The sequence below is a fragment of the Sphingomonas sp. BL2 genome (assembly GCF_056680015.1).
The window spans coordinates 919,406-936,244 of the sequence record NZ_CM155261.1 but is presented as its reverse complement, the minus strand read 5'-3'; the positions used below and the strand labels follow the sequence as shown (position 1 = coordinate 936,244).

Annotated in this window: 16 protein-coding genes, 1 tRNA gene and 1 pseudogene; 12 read left to right on the top strand and 6 right to left on the bottom strand. The window is 65.8% G+C overall.

The genetic code is table 11. From position 1 onward, the window contains the following. Positions 1-15: 15 nt before the first annotated feature. Both AC1ME3_RS04190 and AC1ME3_RS04185 read left to right on the top strand, forming a co-directional pair. The gene (locus tag AC1ME3_RS04190; protein WP_480954982.1) at positions 16-324 is read left to right on the top strand and encodes a putative quinol monooxygenase; all 309 of its coding nucleotides are present in this window, start codon (positions 16-18) and stop codon (positions 322-324) included. A 93-nt stretch (positions 325-417) separates the two neighbouring features. Beyond that, positions 418-494: transfer RNA gene (locus AC1ME3_RS04185), tRNA-Pro, on the top strand. Between the two features lie 141 nt (positions 495-635). Here AC1ME3_RS04185 and AC1ME3_RS04180 read toward each other — a convergent pair. Next, positions 636-2,918, bottom strand: coding sequence for an NADP-dependent malic enzyme (locus tag AC1ME3_RS04180; protein ID WP_480954981.1), 2,283 nt, complete (start codon positions 2,916-2,918; stop codon positions 636-638). Between the two features lie 519 nt (positions 2,919-3,437). Here AC1ME3_RS04180 and AC1ME3_RS04175 point away from each other — a divergent pair. The 5 genes and pseudogenes from AC1ME3_RS04175 to AC1ME3_RS04155 all read left to right on the top strand — a co-directional run bounded on the left by AC1ME3_RS04175 (position 3,438) and on the right by AC1ME3_RS04155 (position 7,203). Next, complete coding sequence (locus AC1ME3_RS04175; RefSeq protein ID WP_480954980.1) at positions 3,438-3,974, top strand: glycoside hydrolase family 108 protein; 537 nt, start codon at positions 3,438-3,440, stop codon at positions 3,972-3,974. An 87-nt stretch (positions 3,975-4,061) separates the two neighbouring features. Next, a pseudogene (locus AC1ME3_RS04170) lies at positions 4,062-4,295 on the top strand (3TM-type holin); the annotation flags it as partial. A 163-nt stretch (positions 4,296-4,458) separates the two neighbouring features. Continuing rightward, complete coding sequence (gene hslV, locus AC1ME3_RS04165) at positions 4,459-5,001, top strand: ATP-dependent protease subunit HslV (RefSeq protein ID WP_056066793.1); 543 nt, start codon at positions 4,459-4,461, stop codon at positions 4,999-5,001. A 120-nt stretch (positions 5,002-5,121) separates the two neighbouring features. Next, a complete protein-coding gene (hslU, locus tag AC1ME3_RS04160) occupies positions 5,122-6,417 on the top strand; it encodes an ATP-dependent protease ATPase subunit HslU (RefSeq protein ID WP_121904380.1) in 1,296 nt (431 codons plus the stop codon). A gap of 120 nt (positions 6,418-6,537) precedes the next feature. Then, a complete protein-coding gene (locus tag AC1ME3_RS04155; protein ID WP_480954979.1) occupies positions 6,538-7,203 on the top strand; it encodes a nitroreductase in 666 nt (221 codons plus the stop codon). A 223-nt stretch (positions 7,204-7,426) separates the two neighbouring features. Here the strand turns inward: AC1ME3_RS04155 and AC1ME3_RS04150 are convergent, their stop codons facing one another. From AC1ME3_RS04150 to AC1ME3_RS04135, 4 genes are all read right to left on the bottom strand, one after another. After that, positions 7,427-7,693: a hypothetical protein gene (locus AC1ME3_RS04150; protein WP_480954978.1), complete on the bottom strand. Its 267-nt coding sequence runs from the start codon at positions 7,691-7,693 to the stop codon at positions 7,427-7,429. Between the two features lie 57 nt (positions 7,694-7,750). Beyond that, entirely contained in the window at positions 7,751-9,187 is a 1,437-nt protein-coding gene (locus tag AC1ME3_RS04145) for a DEAD/DEAH box helicase (RefSeq protein ID WP_480954977.1), read from the bottom strand. Between the two features lie 225 nt (positions 9,188-9,412). Next, complete coding sequence (locus AC1ME3_RS04140) at positions 9,413-10,147, bottom strand: Crp/Fnr family transcriptional regulator (protein ID WP_480954976.1); 735 nt, start codon at positions 10,145-10,147, stop codon at positions 9,413-9,415. Between the two features lie 177 nt (positions 10,148-10,324). Further along, complete coding sequence (locus tag AC1ME3_RS04135; RefSeq protein WP_480954975.1) at positions 10,325-10,555, bottom strand: DUF6894 family protein; 231 nt, start codon at positions 10,553-10,555, stop codon at positions 10,325-10,327. Between the two features lie 151 nt (positions 10,556-10,706). Between AC1ME3_RS04135 and AC1ME3_RS04130 the strand changes: the two genes are divergently transcribed. The 5 genes from AC1ME3_RS04130 to AC1ME3_RS04110 all read left to right on the top strand — a co-directional run bounded on the left by AC1ME3_RS04130 (position 10,707) and on the right by AC1ME3_RS04110 (position 15,865). Continuing rightward, positions 10,707-11,726: a fumarylacetoacetate hydrolase family protein gene (locus AC1ME3_RS04130; RefSeq protein ID WP_480954974.1), complete on the top strand. Its 1,020-nt coding sequence runs from the start codon at positions 10,707-10,709 to the stop codon at positions 11,724-11,726. A 139-nt stretch (positions 11,727-11,865) separates the two neighbouring features. Further along, positions 11,866-13,155 carry a thiamine pyrophosphate-dependent enzyme gene (locus tag AC1ME3_RS04125; RefSeq protein WP_480955757.1) on the top strand — a complete coding sequence of 430 codons (1,290 nt, stop codon included), beginning with the start codon at positions 11,866-11,868 and terminating at the stop codon, positions 13,153-13,155. A 56-nt stretch (positions 13,156-13,211) separates the two neighbouring features. Then, on the top strand, positions 13,212-14,219 hold the full coding sequence (locus AC1ME3_RS04120) for an alpha-ketoacid dehydrogenase subunit beta (protein ID WP_480955756.1): 1,008 nt from the start codon (positions 13,212-13,214) through the stop codon (positions 14,217-14,219). Continuing rightward, positions 14,219-15,634, top strand: a complete 1,416-nt coding sequence (locus AC1ME3_RS04115) for a dihydrolipoamide acetyltransferase family protein (RefSeq protein ID WP_480954973.1) — start codon at positions 14,219-14,221, stop codon at positions 15,632-15,634. Before AC1ME3_RS04120 ends, AC1ME3_RS04115 begins: the two co-directional genes overlap by 1 nt. A gap of 6 nt (positions 15,635-15,640) precedes the next feature. After that, on the top strand, positions 15,641-15,865 hold the full coding sequence (locus AC1ME3_RS04110; protein ID WP_480954972.1) for a hypothetical protein: 225 nt from the start codon (positions 15,641-15,643) through the stop codon (positions 15,863-15,865). 128 nt (positions 15,866-15,993) lie between these two features. Here AC1ME3_RS04110 and AC1ME3_RS04105 read toward each other — a convergent pair whose 3' ends face one another. Continuing rightward, on the bottom strand, positions 15,994-16,770 hold the full coding sequence (locus AC1ME3_RS04105; RefSeq protein WP_480954971.1) for an SDR family NAD(P)-dependent oxidoreductase: 777 nt from the start codon (positions 16,768-16,770) through the stop codon (positions 15,994-15,996). Positions 16,771-16,839 lie beyond the last annotated feature (69 nt).

Below are 16,839 nucleotides of genomic sequence, written 5' to 3'. Positions count from 1 at the left end.
AACAGGAGAGATGCGATGATTCTGGTAATGGGACATATCAAGCTGGCCGCAGGCGAAGGCGCGAAGATCGCCGATACGCTGATCGCGCACATGGCCGCCTGCGCCGCGGAAGACGGCTGCGAGTTCTACAATCTCGCGCTCGACCTGGTCGATCCCGACCTGATCCGGATATCCGAACGCTGGGCGAGTCCCGAGGCGATCGCCGCGCACGGCCAGGCCGAACACCAGAAGGCATTCGGTCGCGCCCTGCGCGCGTACACCATCGAGCAGGTCAGCGTGAAGGCGTATGACGGCAGCTTCTGGCGCACGCTGATGGGCGACTGAGGCAATTCTTGCGGCCAAGCGGCGTTGCGACTTGCATCGCACGCCGACCCTGCGTAGAGCGCGCGGCTCGGGCTGCTATGCGGCCCGTTCGGTCGGAGCGTAGCGCAGCCTGGTAGCGCACCACACTGGGGGTGTGGGGGTCGCAGGTTCGAATCCTGTCGCTCCGACCATTTTCTTGCATCGATGAACGACAGCCAGCCGATCAGGTCTTGGCAAACCTCCTTGTTCCCTCGCGAACGCGGGGGCCCAGGATCACGAACGCTGCCGCCCGCAACCCTGGGCTCCCGCTTTCGCGGGAGAACCGTTAGAGGTCAGGCAGTCTCGCTCACCGTCGCCGCATGACCGACGGCTACAGCACTCAGATTCACGATCCCCCGCGCCGTCACGCTCGGCACCATCATCTGCAACGGCTTGGCGAGCCCCAGCAGCATCGGCCCCAGCGGCAGCGACTCGGTCGACGCCGACAACAGCGACACCGCGATGTTCGCCGCGTCGATGTTCGGCATCACCAACAGATTCGCCGAGCCGGTCAAAGGACTGTCCGCGACCAGCCGCCGCCGCAGCGCCTCCGACAGCGCCGCATCGCCGTGCATCTCGCCGTCGAACTCGAACTCGGGCGCGAACTCCTTGAGCAAAGCATGCCCCGCGCGCATCTTCTGCGCCGAGGGCGACCGCGACGCACCGAAGCTTGAATGCGACAGCAACGCCGCCTTCGGCTCGATCGCGAACGCGCGCACCGCCTCGGCCGCCAGCAACGTCATCTCGGCGATCTGCTCGGCAGTCGGATCGACCGTCACGTGCGTATCGCAGAAGAAAAGACTGCCGGTCCGCAGGATCACCGCGGACATCGCATACAGACGCGAGACGCCCGGCATCCGCGGGATCAGCGGCATGACGTAGGTCATCTGCGTCCACCAGTCGCCGATGCCACCACACAAGGCCGCATCGACGCGGCCCTCGCGCAGCAGCATCGCCGCCGCCACGCTCGGCCGAGTCCGCAGCGCCCGCTCGGCGCTGTCGGGCGGCGATCCGCGACGGCCGACCAGCGCGTTATACCCGGCGAGCAGCGGATCGAACACTTCGCGATCGGTCCCCGGGTCGAGCACCTCGACGTCGGTGCCGATCGCCATCCGCAACCCGCTCGACTGGATCTTCTCGGCGATCACCTCGCGCCGACCGATCAGCACCGGCCGCCCGATTCCCTCGTCGATCACCGTCTGCACCGCGCGCAGCGTGCGGTCGTCCTCGCCCTCGCCATACGCGATCGAGCGCCCCGCCTGCTTGGCGCGCGCGAAGATCGGCCGCATCAGCTGGCCCGAGCGATACACGAACACTTCGAGATCACGCAGATACGCGTCGAAATCCTCGATCGGCCGCGTCGCCACGCCGGAATCCATCGCCGCCTTCGCCACCGCCGGTGCGACATGCAGGATTAGCCGCGGATCGAACGGCTTGGGGATGATGTAGGTCGGCCCGAACACCGGCGTTGCGCCACCGTAAGCAGTGACAACCACGTCGGACGCGGTCGCGCGTGCCAGGGCCGCGATCGCGTCGACCGCCGCGACCTTCATCGCCTCGTTGATCTCGGTCGCGCCGACGTCGAGCGCCCCGCGGAAGATGAACGGGAAGCACAGCACGTTGTTGACCTGGTTCGGAAAATCCGAGCGGCCAGTGGCGATGATCGCGTCGGGCCGGGTCGCATGGACCAGCGCCGGCTGGATCTCGGGCTCGGGGTTCGCCAGCGCCAGGATCAGCGGATCGGGTGCGAGCAGGTGCAGCCATTCCTGCTTCAGCACGCGCGGCGCCGACAGCCCGAGGAAGATGTCCGCCCCCTCCAGAACGTCCGGCAGGGTCCGCGCGTTGGTCGTCCGCGCGTACCGCGCCATGTTCGGCGGCATCACGTCGCCGCGATCCTTGTGCACGACGCCGGCGATATCGGTCAGCGTGACGTTTTCGGGATTGAGCCCCATCGACACGAGCAGGTCGACCGTCGCGAGCGCCGCCGCGCCGGCGCCCGACGTCACCAGCTTCATCTGGTCGAGCCGCTTGCCGCGTAGTTCGAGCACGTTGCGGACCGCGGCGGCACAGACGATCGCGGTGCCGTGCTGGTCGTCATGGAACACCGGGATATTCATCAGTTCGCGCAGCTTCGTCTCGATCTCGAAGCATTCCGGTGCCTTGATATCCTCGAGATTGATCCCGCCGAAGGTCGGCTCGAGCACGCGGACCGCCTCGATGAACGCCTGCGGATCGAGCTGGTCGATCTCGATGTCGAAACAGTCGATCCCGGCGAATTTCTTGAAGAGCACCGCCTTGCCCTCCATCACCGGCTTCGACGCCAGCGCACCGATCGCGCCGAGCCCCAGCACCGCGGTCCCGTTGGTGATCACGGCGACCAGATTGCCCCGCGCGGTATAGTCGCGCGCCTTGTCCGGATCCGCGGCGATTTCCTCGCACGCGGCGGCAACGCCCGGCGAGTAGGCGAGCGCCAGATCGCGCTGCGTCGCCATCCGCTTGGTCGCCTCGACCGAGAGCTTACCGGGCTTGGGATAGCGGTGATAATCGAGCGCGGCTTTGCGGAAATCGTCTTCCATGGTCTTCCTAACCTGTCGGCCGCGGCGGCGACCGGGTTGAGCGCGCAGACAGAGCCCGCGGCGAATGTTCAAGGGAGCGCATAGCCTTAGGCGCACCAATCCGCCAACCCCGCGCGGACGTAGCGTCGGTTTGGGGTGGGCGGGGGCGGGGGCGACCGCGACCCGGCACCCCACACCACAGCACCATCCCATCGCAGCACCACCCCGGCGAAGGCCGGGGCCCAATTGGAACGTCGGACATAACGAAGCGCCGTCCTCCGTCAGCACCGTCCCCCAATTGGACCCCGGCCTCCGCCGGGGCGGTGCGCAACCCAGCAATCCTCCCCCGCAAGGGGGAGGTGGCACCGAAGGTGACGGAGGGGGAGGCAAGCGGTCACCTGCGTTGCGTGTCCTCCCCCTCCGTCTGGCAAGCGCCAGCCACCTCCCCCTAGCGGGGGAGGATCGAAGAACCGCCAAATTCCCCTGTCCTACAGCGAACCAATATGGTTCGTTCGCCCCCAACAAAACCGGGAGCCAGCCATGACCATCGACCACCTCATCGAAGCAGTCATCGACCGCGAAGGCGGCTATACCAACCACCCGGCAGACAGAGGCGGCCCCACACGCTACGGCATCACCCAAGCGGTAGCCCGCACCAACGGCTACCCCGGAGACATGCGCAACTTCCCCCGCGACCAGGCGGAAACCATCTACTACCGCCTCTACTGGACCCGCCCGGCCTTCGACCAGATCGCCCCCCGAGCCCCGAAAATCGCCGAAGAACTCTTCGACACCGGCATCAACATGGGCCCCGCAGTCGCCACCACCTTCCTTCAGCGCGCGCTCAATGCGCTCAACCGCGGCGCCACCGACTACCCGGACATGATCCTGGACGGCCGCATCGGCTCCGCCACGCTCACCGCGCTCGACTCCTTCCTAGCCCGCCGCAAACCCGGCGGCGAAACCGTGCTCCTGAAAGCGATCGAGGCCCTCCAAGGCGAACGCTACGTCGCGCTCGCCGAGACCCGTCCCGCGAACGAAGCCTTCCTCTACGGCTGGCTCGCCAACCGCACCTGACGCACCGGCGAAACGCTCCCAGCGTCTACACTTCCTATACTTCACTTTTGCCGGAGGCAGCCAATGACCCCGCAACCCCTTGATCCCGCACCAGATCCCTGGATCACCCGAGCCCGACCGACGTTCCTCTACGTGATGTACACCTTGCTGCTCGGCGCGATCCCCGCCGGCCTGATCGCCGCCGTCCGCCCACAAACGGCGCAAGCGATCGCGGCCGGCATGGCGGCGTATTTGAACGCAATCCCCGAACCCCTCTACGCGCTCTTCGGCACCGGCTACCTCGGCTACACGGTCGCCCGGGAATGGGGGAAAGGGCGCTGACCTCCCGCTTCCGTCATCCTGACGAAAGTCAGGATCCAGAGCCAAGAGCGTAGGGGCCCGTTACCCTGGGTCCTGACTTTCGTCAGGTTGACGGAGGAGGGCAGGGCGTTGCGCCCCCAAAACCAAACCCTACATCGCGCCTATGAGCAACGACCCCCACGCCATGCCGACATGGCACGGCACCACGATCCTCTCGGTCCGCCGCGGCGGCAAGGTCGTCGTGATCGGCGACGGCCAGGTCTCGATGGGCCAGACCGTCATGAAACCCAACGCGCGCAAAGTCCGCCGCCTCGGTGACGGCAGCGTCATCGGCGGATTCGCCGGCGCGACCGCGGACGCCTTCACCTTGTTCGAACGCCTCGAACGCAAACTCGAAGCGCACCAGGGCCAGCTGCTGCGCGCCGCGGTCGAGCTCGCCAAGGACTGGCGCACCGACAAGTTCCTCCGCAACCTCGAAGCGATGATGATCGTCGCCGACAAGGACGTCACGCTGATCCTCACCGGTAACGGCGACGTCCTCGAACCCGAAAACGGCGTCGCCGCGATCGGCTCCGGCGGCAACTACGCGCTCGCCGCGGCCCGAGCGCTGGTAGAATACGAGACCGATGCGGAGGTGTTGTGCCGCAAGGCGATGGGCATCGCGTCCGAGCTCTGCGTCTACACCAACGACCGCCTCACGGTCGAAACGATGGATTCGACCACGTAATTCCTTCTCCCGCTTGCGGGAGGGGTTAGGGGAGGGGCTGAAATACAGCCCACCCACGCCTTCCGCTGCTGCCACGCCCTCCCCCGACCCCTCCCGAGCGGGAGGGGAGAAGGTAACAAAATGAACGACCAGCTCACCCCGAAGGCAATCGTAGCCGCGCTCGACGCCCACATCATCGGCCAGGCCGCCGCGAAACGCGCGGTCGCGGTCGCGATGCGCAACCGCTGGCGCCGCCAGCAGCTCAGCGAAGACCTCCGCGACGAGGTCACGCCCAAGAACATCCTGATGATCGGACCGACCGGCTGCGGCAAGACCGAGATCAGCCGCCGCCTCGCCAAGCTCGCCGACGCGCCGTTCGTGAAGGTCGAGGCGACCAAGTTCACCGAGGTTGGCTATGTCGGCCGCGACGTCGAGCAGATCGCCCGCGACCTCGTCGAGGAAGCCATCCGCCTCGAAAAGGAACGCCGTCGCGTCGCCGTCAAGGACAAGGCCGAAGAAGCGGCGATGGGTCGCCTGCTCGACGCATTGGTCGGCAAGGATTCGAGCACCGCGACGCGCGAAAGCTTCAAGCAGCGCTTCCTCGACGGTCATCTGAACTCCGCCGAAGTCGAGATCGAGGTCGAGCAGGCGCCGACCACCCCGTTCGAAATCCCCGGCGGCGCGCCGCAGATGATCAATCTCGGCGAGATGATGAAGTCGTTCGGCGGCGGACAGCAGTTGAAGCGGCGCAAACTGACGGTCCACGCGGCTTGGGACAAGCTCGTCGAGGAAGAGGCCGACAAGCGCCTCGACCAGGACGAGGTCAGCCGCGCGGCGCTGGCCGACGCGGAAGCCAACGGCATCGTCTTCCTCGACGAGATCGACAAGATCGCGGTCTCCGACGGCCGCGGCGGTTCGATCAGCCGCGAAGGCGTCCAGCGCGACCTGCTGCCCTTGATCGAGGGCACCACCGTCGCGACCAAGTACGGCCCGATGAAGACCGACCACATCCTCTTCATCGCCTCGGGCGCGTTCCACGTCGCCAAGCCGAGCGACCTGCTCCCCGAACTCCAGGGCCGCCTGCCGATCCGCGTCGAACTGAAGGGCCTCACTGAGGCTGATTTCGTCGCGATCCTGTCGGACACCAAGGCGTCGCTGCCGCTGCAATACAAGGCGCTGATCGCCACCGAAGGCGTCGGCATCGAGTTCACCGAAGACGGCATCGCCGCAATCGCGCGCATCGCCGCCGAGGTGAACTCCGAAATCGAGAATATCGGCGCGCGGCGCTTGCAGACGGTAATGGAAAAGCTGCTCGAGGAGGTAAGCTACAACGCCGAAGACCGCGGCGGCTCGAACCTCGTCATCGACGGCGCGTACGTCGACAGCCAGCTGAAGGAAATCGCCCGCAACACCGACCTCAGCCGCTTCGTGCTGTAATCATAGGGCGGGGAGCGCCACCCCCCCCCGTTCGTGCTGAGCGAAGTCGAAGCACTTGAGTCTCATGCCCTTCGACTTCGCTCAGGCCGAACGGAGTCGGGGGGTGTATAGGAAACGCTGATGGACGTGACCGAAGCCATAGCCGCTCGCCGCTCCGTCCGAGGCTTCCTCGGCACCCCGGTCAATCCCGCACTCCTCCGCGACCTCGCGATAAAAGCGTCCCGAGCCGCAACCGGCGGCAACCTCCAACCCTGGCACATCGCCATAGTCCAGGGCGACGCGATGACACGGCTCAAGACCATAATGGCCGAAAAACTCGCCACCGGCGCCACCGAAACCCCAGCCTACGACGTCTACCCTCGCGACCTCGTCGCCCCATACCGAGACCGCCGCTACGCCGTCGGCGAAGCGATGTACGCCCACCTCGGCATCCCCCGCGACGACAAGCCGGCGCGGCAGAAATGGTTCGCCCGAAACTTCGATTTCTTCGGCGCCCCCGCCGCCTATTTCTGCACGGTCGACCGGCGCATGGGCCCGCCGCAATGGTCGGACCTCGGCATGTACCTGCAAAACCTGATGTTGCTCGCGGTAGACGCCGGCCTCGCCACCTGCCCGCAGGAATGCTGGGCGATGTATCCGGAAACGGTCGGGAGGGTCTTGGACATGCCCGAAGACCGCATGCCCTTCTGCGGCATGGCGATCGGGTATGAGGACAAGGGCGCACCGGCCAACGCTCTGCGCACAGAGCGCGCGGACGAAGCGGAATGGCTGACGACGATCTGCTGACAGCCCTCGAGCTACCGCAAACCAAGCCCCACCCCGGCGAAGGCCGGGGCCCAGTTGGGAAACGATTGTATCAGATAGAATCGCTTCGTTACGTCGGCCTTGCCAACTGGGCCCCGGCCTTCGCCGGGGTGGTGTGTGAGAGCCGGGTGCAGTCGGCCCCATTTTGTTCACCCGCAAAGGCGGGTGCCCAGACTGGGTCCCCGCCTTCGCGGGGCAACAAGAATTAGAGGACCAACGTCACCGGCTTGGCGCCTTTGATCCCCGCAAGGATCATGGCTTCCCAAACCGCAGGATCACCCGCCGCAGCCATCGCCTTGTCCGGTTCGCGCAACGTCTTCAGCACCGCCAGCGCATCGGGCAGATAATCCGCCCAAGCCGCATCGATCAGCCGCGAAGCCGACTCGGCATCGCCGCCGGCATTCGCGCTGATCCGCTGTCCCGCCAGCACGCGTGCGACGCGTTCGGCGACAGGTGTAGTGGAAACGTCCATGAGCATTCTCCTCGCGGGACCGGTCTACACCAAACCCGCGAGGCGAACGAATGCTCCTTAGCGTGCCGAGCTCGGGCCCGCGCCGCGGCTCAGGCCACGGCCACCGCCGCCACCAGCCGGACGACCACCGCCGCCCTGACCACCAGAACGACCACCGCCCTGCGGACGACCGCCGCCGCCACCCTGGCCGCCGCCACCCTGACCACCACGGCTAGCACCCGCATAGTTGCGCCCGGTCGTACCGGTTGCCCGCGGCGAATGCGTCGCGCGCGGACGTGCCGGATCGCGCGGACGGTCGATCCGGACCTCGGGATCGGCGCCCATCGTCTTGACGCGCGTCTGCTTGATCTGGTTCGACAGGTTCACGAAATCGTCGGGCAGCGACCGGACCTGGACCTTCTGGCGGGTGATCCGCTCGATGTCGCGCAGATAGGCCTTCTCGTCATCCGCGCAGAACGCGACGGCGATGCCGCTGGCGCCTGCACGCGCGGTACGGCCGATGCGGTGGACATACTGCTCGGCGACGTTCGGCAGCTCGAAGTTGATGACGTGGCTGACGCCCGAGACGTCGATGCCGCGTGCGGCGATGTCGGTCGCGATCAGGACCTTGACCTTGCCCTGCTTGAACTCGCCGAGTGCGCGCTCACGCTGGCCCTGGCTCTTGTTGCCGTGGATCGCGTTCGAGGCGATGCCGTTGCCCGCGAGCAGCTTCACGACGCGGTCGGCGCCATGCTTGGTGCGCGTGAATACCAGCGCGCGGTCGATCGCAGGATCGGCCAGCGTGATCGTCAGCAGCGCCTGCTTCTCCGACTGGTTGCAGAAGGTGACATACTGGTCGACGCGCTCGGCAGTGGTCGCAGCCGGCTTCACCGACACTGTCTTCGGGTCGAGCAGGAACTGGCTGGCCAGCTCACGGATCGCGACCGGCATCGTCGCCGAGAAGAACAAAGTCTGGCGCTTCTTCGGCAGCATGCGGACGATCTTCTTCAGCGCGTGGATGAAGCCGAGGTCCATCATCTGGTCGGCTTCGTCGAGCACGAGGATCTCGATCATCGACAGGTTGCAGAAGCCCTGTTCGATCAGGTCGATCAGGCGGCCTGGCGTGGCGACGAGGATGTCGACGCCGCGGCTCAGGTCCTGGCGGTTCTTGTTGATGCTGGTGCCGCCGAACACGGTCGTCACCGACATCTTGCTGAACTGGCCGTAGGCGCGCGCGCTGTCGGCGATCTGGCTGGCGAGTTCGCGCGTCGGCGCGAGCGCCAGCATGCGGCAATGCGTCGGCAGGACGCGCTTCTGGGTTTCGGTCAGGCGCTGGATCGACGGCAGCACGAACGCCGCGGTCTTGCCGGTGCCGGTCTGCGCGATACCGAGCAGGTCGCCGCCCTCGAGCAGGATCGGGATCGACTGTGCCTGGATCGGCGTCGGCTCGGTATAGCCCTTGGCTTCGAGCGCACGGACGAGCGGCTCGGCAAGGCCGAGGTTTGCAAATGACATGAATAGTCTCTCAAATAGATGCCGGGCTCGCGAATCCACACAAGGACGCGCGAGGGGCGGTGGTGTTTTGACACCCCGCGTGAAAAGGGAAGCCCGTTGGAAACGACCGAGGCGGAGCTAAGACCGTAAAGGTCCAATCACGCTGCATTACGCCTCGATAGCGGCCATCTGGCGTATCACTGTCGAAAAGTCAACCTTCGGCCCGTTTCTGCACTCTTGGCTGGGTCAGCGCCGGATCTGACCCAGGTGTAGATAGCGCTCGTTGAACTCGGCGGCATCGCGCAGGCGGGGCCAGTCGATCACGCTCACCTGGCGCTTCTTGCGCGCGATCAGGCCGTCGGTCTCGAGCGATTTCAGCACGCGATTGACGTGGACGGGTGTGAGGCCAAGCGCATCGCCCAACTGCTCTTGCGTCATCGGCAGCTCATACGCCATCGCATCGGCGATCGTCGATTTCTGGAACCGCACCGAGAATTCACACAACAGATGCGCCAGTCGGCTGCGCGCATTGCGCCGTCCGACATTCAACAGCCACTCGCGGTGGATCGATGACTCGACCAGCGCATCGATCCACAAGGCTTGGCCCGCCGCCGGACATGCCTCGATAAAAAGGCGCAGCGCCGCGATCGGTACTTCGGCCAGCGTCAGCCGCGTCAGCGCCTGGATGTCATGGTCGGATTCATCGAGGAACAGGTTCTGCAGATCGACGAACTCGCCCGGCATCAGGATCGACACGATCTCGCGTTCGCCGTTCGGCGTCAGCTTCTGTCGATAGGCCAGCCCGTCGAGAATGAACGCGCAGCGCGTCGGACGCTGGCCTTCGCGCAGCATATAGGTCGACGCATCGATCGTCCGCACCTTGAACGGCAACGCCGCGATCTGCGCGCGATCGTCCGCACCCATCGCCATCCGCGATTCGAATTTCCGTAACACTTTTTCCGTCACGGTGGAGATATCCACGTGCACTCTCCGCATCCGGTGCAGGAGCACTCGTTTCTCGCTGTCACCCTCTCTGAGATAGCGCGTTGCGACACTACGCACCTTATCCCAGGATTGAGCGAGGCGACAAAACCCATGTTATGACAATTACGTGCGCCACCATCGGCAGCGTGGCGGGAAATACGGTCGACCGTTCGGCTAATTCGTTTCGTCGATCGTCACCATGACCGTCAGCAGAACGCTGCCCTGCTCGTTTCGCACCGACACGCTGAACCGGGGGCCGTCGCGTGCGATCCCCGGATGATCACTGAGATAATCACCCGCGAAGATCACCGCCTGGACGCGTGCTTCCTCGTCGTCCGTCAGGTTCGTGCCGTCGTCGTCGTTGACGTGTTTATGGTTGTCGATATCGAAGAAGTATCTGGGCATGCTCACCTTCCTCGACCGTTACGCAAGTTCGAACCTATCAGGTCGACATTGGCTCCGCTCTTACCAAAATCAGGTTTGCTGCACGCTGGATGCTCGACTTGAACTCCGTCACGGGCGTAGGATGCGTGCAAACATATAGAGGATCCGCCCCATGAAACTGGCCAGCCTGAAGCATCCCGACGCAACCCGTGGGCGAGACGGCAAGCTCGTGGTCGTCTCCAACGACCTCGCCTGGTATGCCGATGCGAGCCACATCGCGCCCACTCTGCAGGCTGCGCTCGACGACTGGGACCGACTTTCGATCGATCTCAAGAACCTGTCGACTGATCTCGAGCACGAGATGATCCCGATGCGTCGTTTTCACGAGCACGACGCCGAGTCGCCGCTGCCACGCGCGTATCAATGGGCCGATGGCTCGGCCTACGTGAATCATGTTGCGCTCGTGCGACAGGCGCGCGCGGCGGAGATGCCCGACAGCTTCTGGCACGATCCGTTGATGTACCAGGGCGGCTCGGATGGGTTCCTCGGCCCGCGCGATCCGATCCCACTGGCCGACGAGTCCTGGGGTTGTGACATGGAAGCCGAGGTGGTCGTCGTCACCGGCGACGTGCCACTCGGCGCGAGTCGCGAGGAGGCGCTCGCCGCTATCCTGCTCGTCGGGCTGACCAACGACGTCTCGCTTCGCAACCTGATCCCCGGCGAACTCGGCAAGGGCTTCGGCTTCTTCCAATCGAAGCCGGCCAGCGCGTTCTCGCCGGTCTTCGTCACGCCCGATTCGCTCGGCGACTGGTGGAAGGACGGCAAGCTGCACCGCAAGCTGATGGTCGACCTCAACGGCCAGCCGCTCGGTCGCGCCGAGGCCGGCGAGGACATGACGTTCGATTTCGGCACGCTCGTCGCCCACGCCGCCAAGACCCGGAAACTCGGCGCGGGAACGATCGTAGGCTCGGGCACCGTCTCGAACCGCGGCCCCGATGGCGGCCCCGGCAAGTCGGTCGCCGAGGGCGGCGTCGGCTATTCCTGCCTCGCCGAAGTGCGGACGATCGAAACCATCCAGGGCGGCAAGCCCGTCACGCCGTTCCTCAAGCAGGGCGACATCGTCCGCATCTGGGCTGAGGACGACAAGCGCCATCCGATCTTCGGGGTCATCGAGCAGACCGTCGGCGGCTGATTCCAACACAGGGGGAGAAAAAATCCGCGCGGCACATCGTGAATGCGCAACTCCCCCTCGCAATCTGCGTTGAAATTTAATAACAAGCCTCGGTAAGAGTGTTCCGCGGTCACAGCGGCCTCATGGAGATGGAATGACGATGGCAAGCGAGCATCCGCGCGCCAATTTGCAGCCACTTACGCTGCATATCCCCGAGCCGAAGTTCCGCCCCGGCGACGCGGTGGACTTCGCCGAAGTCGACGTGCCGCCCGCCGGCGAAGCGCGCCGTCCCGACACCGCGGACAAGGCGTCCGACTTCACCGATCTTGCCTACACGCTGGTCCGCGTGCTCGATGACGACGGTAACGCGGTCGGCCCGTGGGACCCCAAGCTCTCGCCAGACGTAATGCGCCGCATGTTGCGCAGCATGGCGCTGCTCCGCGCGTTCGACGAACGCATGTTCCGCGCACAGCGGCAGGGCAAGACCAGCTTCTACATGAAGGCGCTCGGCGAGGAGGCGGTCGCGGTCGCAGCGGCGTACGCGCTCGATTACGAGGACATGTGCTTCCCCTCGTACCGCCAGCAGGGCCTGCTGATCGCACGGGGCTGGAGCCTCGTCGACATGATGAACCAGATCTATTCGAACACGGCCGATAGGCTCGGCGGCAAGCAGTTGCCGATCATGTATTCGGTCAAGGAAGCCGGTTTCTTCTCGATCTCGGGCAACCTCACAACGCAGTATCCGCAAGCGGTGGGCTGGGCGATGGCGTCGGCGGCCAAAGGCGACACGCGGATCGCCGCGACCTGGTGTGGCGAAGGCTCGACCGCCGAGGGCGACTTCCACTCGGCGTGCACCTTCGCCGCGGTCTACCGCGCGCCGGTGATCTTCAATGTCGTCAACAACCAGTGGGCGATCTCCAGCTTCTCCGGGTTCGCTGGCGCCGAGGCGACGACCTTCGCCGCGCGCGCGGTCGGCTACGGGATTGCCGGGCTGCGGGTCGACGGCAACGACGCGCTGGCAGTCTACGCCGCGACCGAATGGGCTGCCGAGCGCGCCCGCACCAACCAGGGCCCGACGCTGATCGAGCACTTCACCTACCGAGCGGAAGGTCATTCGACCTCCGACGATCCCGGCCAGTATCGCAGCGAGGGCGAACCCAATGCCTGGCCGCTCGGCGACCCGATCAAGCGCCTCAAGGATCACCTGATCGCGATCGGCGAATGGGACGAGGAGCGCCACGCGGCACAGGACAAGGAACTCGCCGAGCAGGTCAAGGCCGCGCAGAAGGAAGCCGAGAAGAACGGTATCCTCGGCCACGGCCTGCACCAGCCGCTCGAGTCGCTGTTCGACGGCGTGTTCGAGGAGCTGCCATGGCATCTGAAGGAGCAGCGTCAGCAGATGCTCGACGAGGAAACGGCCAGCGGCCGTCCATGGGATCGCAAGGCATGAGCGACATGACGCAAGCACCCGAGTCCGAGGCAACGGACGCCGAACCCACCACCCGCATGAACATGATCCAGGCGATCAACTCCGCCATGGACATCATGATGGAGCGCGACCCGGACGTGATCGTCATGGGCGAGGACGTCGGCTATTTCGGCGGCGTCTTCCGCGCGACCGCCGGGCTTCAGGCGAAGCACGGCAAGACCCGCGTGTTCGACACCCCGATCACCGAATGCGGCATCATCGGCGTCGCGGTGGGCATGGGCGCGTACGGCCTGCGCCCGGTCCCAGAGATCCAGTTCGCGGACTATATCTACCCCGCGCTCGACCAGCTCGTCTCAGAAGCCGCGCGCCTCCGCTACCGCTCGGCCGGCGAGTTCACCTCGCCGATCACGGTGCGCTCGCCGTTCGGCGGCGGCATCTTCGGCGGCCAGACGCACAGCCAATCGCCGGAGGGGCTCTTCACCCACATGTCGGGTATCAAAACGGTGATCCCGTCGACGCCCTATGACGCCAAGGGCCTGCTGATCGCCGCGATCGAGGACAATGATCCGACGCTCTTCTTCGAGCCCAAGCGCATCTACAACGGCCCGTTCGACGGCTATTGGGATCGCCCGTCGCAGAACTGGTCGAAGCACCCGGCCGGCGAAGTTCCGACCGGCTATTACAAGATCGAGCTCGGCAAGGCGAAGATCGTTCGCGAAGGGCAGGCGCTCACCATCCTCGCCTACGGCACGATGGTCCATGTCTGCGCGGCCGTCGTCGCCGAAGCCGGGATCGACGCCGAGATCGTCGACCTGCGCACGCTCGTCCCGCTCGATATCGAGACGATCGAGGCATCGGTGAAGAAGACCGGTCGCTGCATGATCGTCCACGAGGCGACGCGCACCAGCGGCTTCGGCGCGGAGCTGTCGGCGATCGTCCAGGAACGCTGTTTCTACCATCTCGAAGCGCCGATCGAGCGCGTGACCGGGTTCGACACGCCGTACCCGCATAGCCTCGAATGGGCGTATTTCCCGGGGCCGGTTCGCATCGGCGAAGCCCTGAAAAAGATCATGAAGGACGCATAATGGCTCGCTTCACCTTCAAGCTGCCGGACATCGGCGAAGGCATCTCCGAGGCCGAGATCGTCGCGTGGCACGTCGCCATCGGCGACCGCGTCGAGGAGGATTCGCCGATCGCCGACATGATGACCGACAAGGCCACCGTCGAGATGGAGTCGCCCGTGACCGGCGTAGTCGTCGAACTCGCGGGCGAAGTCGGCGACCAGGTGTCGATCGGCGCTGCGCTCGTGGTGATCGAGACGGACGCGGTGGACACTGCGGACGAAGTCGTCGCAGCACCGCTGACGTCGGCACAGGCCGAGACCGCCGAACAATACGAAGCAGAGAACCCGGGCGTCGAAGAAGTGGTCGAGACACCTCCCTCTCCCCTCCGGGGAGAGGGTCGGGGTGAGGGGCAGCCCCAAGCGGAAACGCCGGCAACTGCCCCAACCCCTCACCCCAGCCCTCTCCCCAACGGGGAGAGGGAGCAGCAAGCACGTGCTCTCCCCGCAGGGGAGAGCGAGCAGAAGGCGCACGCCGTTCCGGCGGCTGAGGCGGAGCACAAGGCGCACGCGCTCGCATCCCCCGCAGTCCGAGCCCGCGCCCGCGACCTCGGCATCGACCTCGCCTCGGTAAAAACCGACTCCGACCGAGTCCGCCACGCCGACCTCGACGCCTACCTCCGCTACGGCTCGGGCGAAGGCTACCACGCCCCGCACGCATCGCGCGCCCGCGAGGACCAGCCCATCAAGGTCATCGGCATGCGTCGCCGTATCGCCGAGAACATGGCCGCATCGAAGCGCGCGATCCCGCACTTCACCTATGTCGACGAGATCGACGTCACCGCCTTGGAGGCAATGCGCGCCGACCTAAACGCCAACCGCGGCGGCCGCCCCAAGCTCACCATGCTGCCGCTGATGATCGTCGCGATCTGCAAGACGATCCCCGACTTCCCGATGATGAACGCGCGCTATGACGACGAGGCCGGCGTGGTCACGCGCCACGGCGCCATCCACCTCGGCATGGCCGCGCAGACCGACGCCGGGCTCACCGTCCCCGTGATCCGCGACGCACAGGACCGCAACGTCTGGCAGCTCGCAACCGAGATCACGCGTCTCGCCGAAGCGGCCCGCGCCGGCAAGCTCGCCCCCAGTGAGATGGGCGGCGGCACGATCACGGTAACCTCGCTCGGCCCGCTCGGCGGCATCGCGACCACCCCGGTCATCAACCGCCCCGAAGTCGCGATCATCGGCCCCAACAAGATCGTCGAGCGCCCCGTCTTCCGTTCTGATGGAAGAGGGGGTGACGAGGTCGTTCGCGCCAAGCTGATGAACCTGTCGATCAGCTGCGACCACCGCGTCGTCGACGGCTGGGACGCGGCAAGCTTCGTTCAGGGCCTCAAGAAGTACCTCGAAACCCCCGTCCTGCTCTTCGCCGACTGAACGCGCATGAAGGGCATGCACCGCGGAGACCTAACGATCGAAGGTAAATTCGAAGGCATGCTCGACGGCACCGCGATCGTCCCGGCCGGCGCCACCGCCGAGATCGCCGGGATGATCGACGGTACGCTGATCGTCGAACCCGGTGCAACGGTGCTCGTCAGCGGCATGGTCGACGGCGAGATCGTCGATCGTGGCGGTCAGATCACCATAACCGGCATGGTCAGCCGCTAACCGCCGGGCGCCCACGCCTTACCAAGTGAAGTGCCAAAACAATCCTCCCCCGCCAGGGGGAGGTGGCAGGCAAAGCCTGACGGAGGGGGCGGCAAGCGAGGCCGATGTTCAGGCCCCCTCAACCCGAGTCACCCCCGAGCCTTCTGCAAGGACCCCGCGATCCGCCGCGCAAGACTCCGCGGCGTAAACCGTATCCCCTCCGCCATCGCGAAGTTCAGCGCACCCGACACCTTCACCGCCCGGTTTGCGGCCAGCGCCGCCAACCCGTCACGCACGACCGCCGCCGGATCGCTCGCCAATCGCTCGAACAGCGCGGTATCGCCAAGCCCCGCAACATCGGCGAACTCGGTCCGCGTCGGCCCGGGGCACAGCGCCGCAACACGCACGCCTTTGCCCTTCACCTCCTCGTGTAACGCCTCGGAAAAGCTCAGCACGAACGCCTTGCTCGCATAATAGACCGCCATCCACGGCCCCGGCTGGAACGACGCGACCGAGGCGAGGTTGAGGATCCCGCCCGACCCACGCGCGATCATCTGCGGCAGCACGGCATGCGTCAGCGCCACCAAGGCACGGCAATTCAGGTCGATCATGCCCAGTTGCAGCGCACTACCCAGTTCCGCGAAATCACCCCGCGCGCCGAACCCGGCATTGTTGACGAGTATGTCGATCGGCAACGCGGCGGCTGCGATGGCAGCAATGAGCGTGTCCGGACCAGCCTGATCCGCAAGATCGGCGGCGAAGACATGCACCGTAACGCCGTGCGCCGCACGCAGTTCGGCCGCCAGCGCCTCCAACCGATCGACCCGACGCGCGGTCAGGATCAGCGCATTGCCCTGAGCAGCAAGCGCCCGCGCAAAGCCTTCGCCCAACCCCGCCGATGCGCCGGTGATCAATGCCGTCGTCATAGCCCCGCACCCCTATCCTAGGAGCCGCGAACCTGCGCCGCCGCCAATGTCTTGGCAACAACCCCCTCT

What these genes read in the sequence shown, in the direction of transcription:
- AC1ME3_RS04190 (WP_480954982.1), top strand. Translation starts at nt 16, where the DNA reads ATGATTCTGGTAATGGGACATATCAAGCTGGCCGCAGGCGAAGGCGCG.
- AC1ME3_RS04180 (WP_480954981.1), bottom strand. Translation starts at nt 2,918, where the DNA reads ATGGAAGACGATTTCCGCAAAGCCGCGCTCGATTATCACCGCTATCCC.
- AC1ME3_RS04175 (WP_480954980.1), top strand. Translation starts at nt 3,438, where the DNA reads ATGACCATCGACCACCTCATCGAAGCAGTCATCGACCGCGAAGGCGGC.
- hslV (WP_056066793.1), top strand. Translation starts at nt 4,459, where the DNA reads ATGCCGACATGGCACGGCACCACGATCCTCTCGGTCCGCCGCGGCGGC.
- hslU (WP_121904380.1), top strand. Translation starts at nt 5,122, where the DNA reads ATGAACGACCAGCTCACCCCGAAGGCAATCGTAGCCGCGCTCGACGCC.
- AC1ME3_RS04155 (WP_480954979.1), top strand. Translation starts at nt 6,538, where the DNA reads ATGGACGTGACCGAAGCCATAGCCGCTCGCCGCTCCGTCCGAGGCTTC.
- AC1ME3_RS04150 (WP_480954978.1), bottom strand. Translation starts at nt 7,693, where the DNA reads ATGGACGTTTCCACTACACCTGTCGCCGAACGCGTCGCACGCGTGCTG.
- AC1ME3_RS04145 (WP_480954977.1), bottom strand. Translation starts at nt 9,187, where the DNA reads ATGTCATTTGCAAACCTCGGCCTTGCCGAGCCGCTCGTCCGTGCGCTC.
- AC1ME3_RS04135 (WP_480954975.1), bottom strand. Translation starts at nt 10,555, where the DNA reads ATGCCCAGATACTTCTTCGATATCGACAACCATAAACACGTCAACGAC.
- AC1ME3_RS04130 (WP_480954974.1), top strand. Translation starts at nt 10,707, where the DNA reads ATGAAACTGGCCAGCCTGAAGCATCCCGACGCAACCCGTGGGCGAGAC.
- AC1ME3_RS04125 (WP_480955757.1), top strand. Translation starts at nt 11,866, where the DNA reads ATGGCAAGCGAGCATCCGCGCGCCAATTTGCAGCCACTTACGCTGCAT.
- AC1ME3_RS04120 (WP_480955756.1), top strand. Translation starts at nt 13,212, where the DNA reads ATGAACATGATCCAGGCGATCAACTCCGCCATGGACATCATGATGGAG.
- AC1ME3_RS04115 (WP_480954973.1), top strand. Translation starts at nt 14,219, where the DNA reads ATGGCTCGCTTCACCTTCAAGCTGCCGGACATCGGCGAAGGCATCTCC.
- AC1ME3_RS04110 (WP_480954972.1), top strand. Translation starts at nt 15,641, where the DNA reads ATGAAGGGCATGCACCGCGGAGACCTAACGATCGAAGGTAAATTCGAA.
- AC1ME3_RS04105 (WP_480954971.1), bottom strand. Translation starts at nt 16,770, where the DNA reads ATGACGACGGCATTGATCACCGGCGCATCGGCGGGGTTGGGCGAAGGC.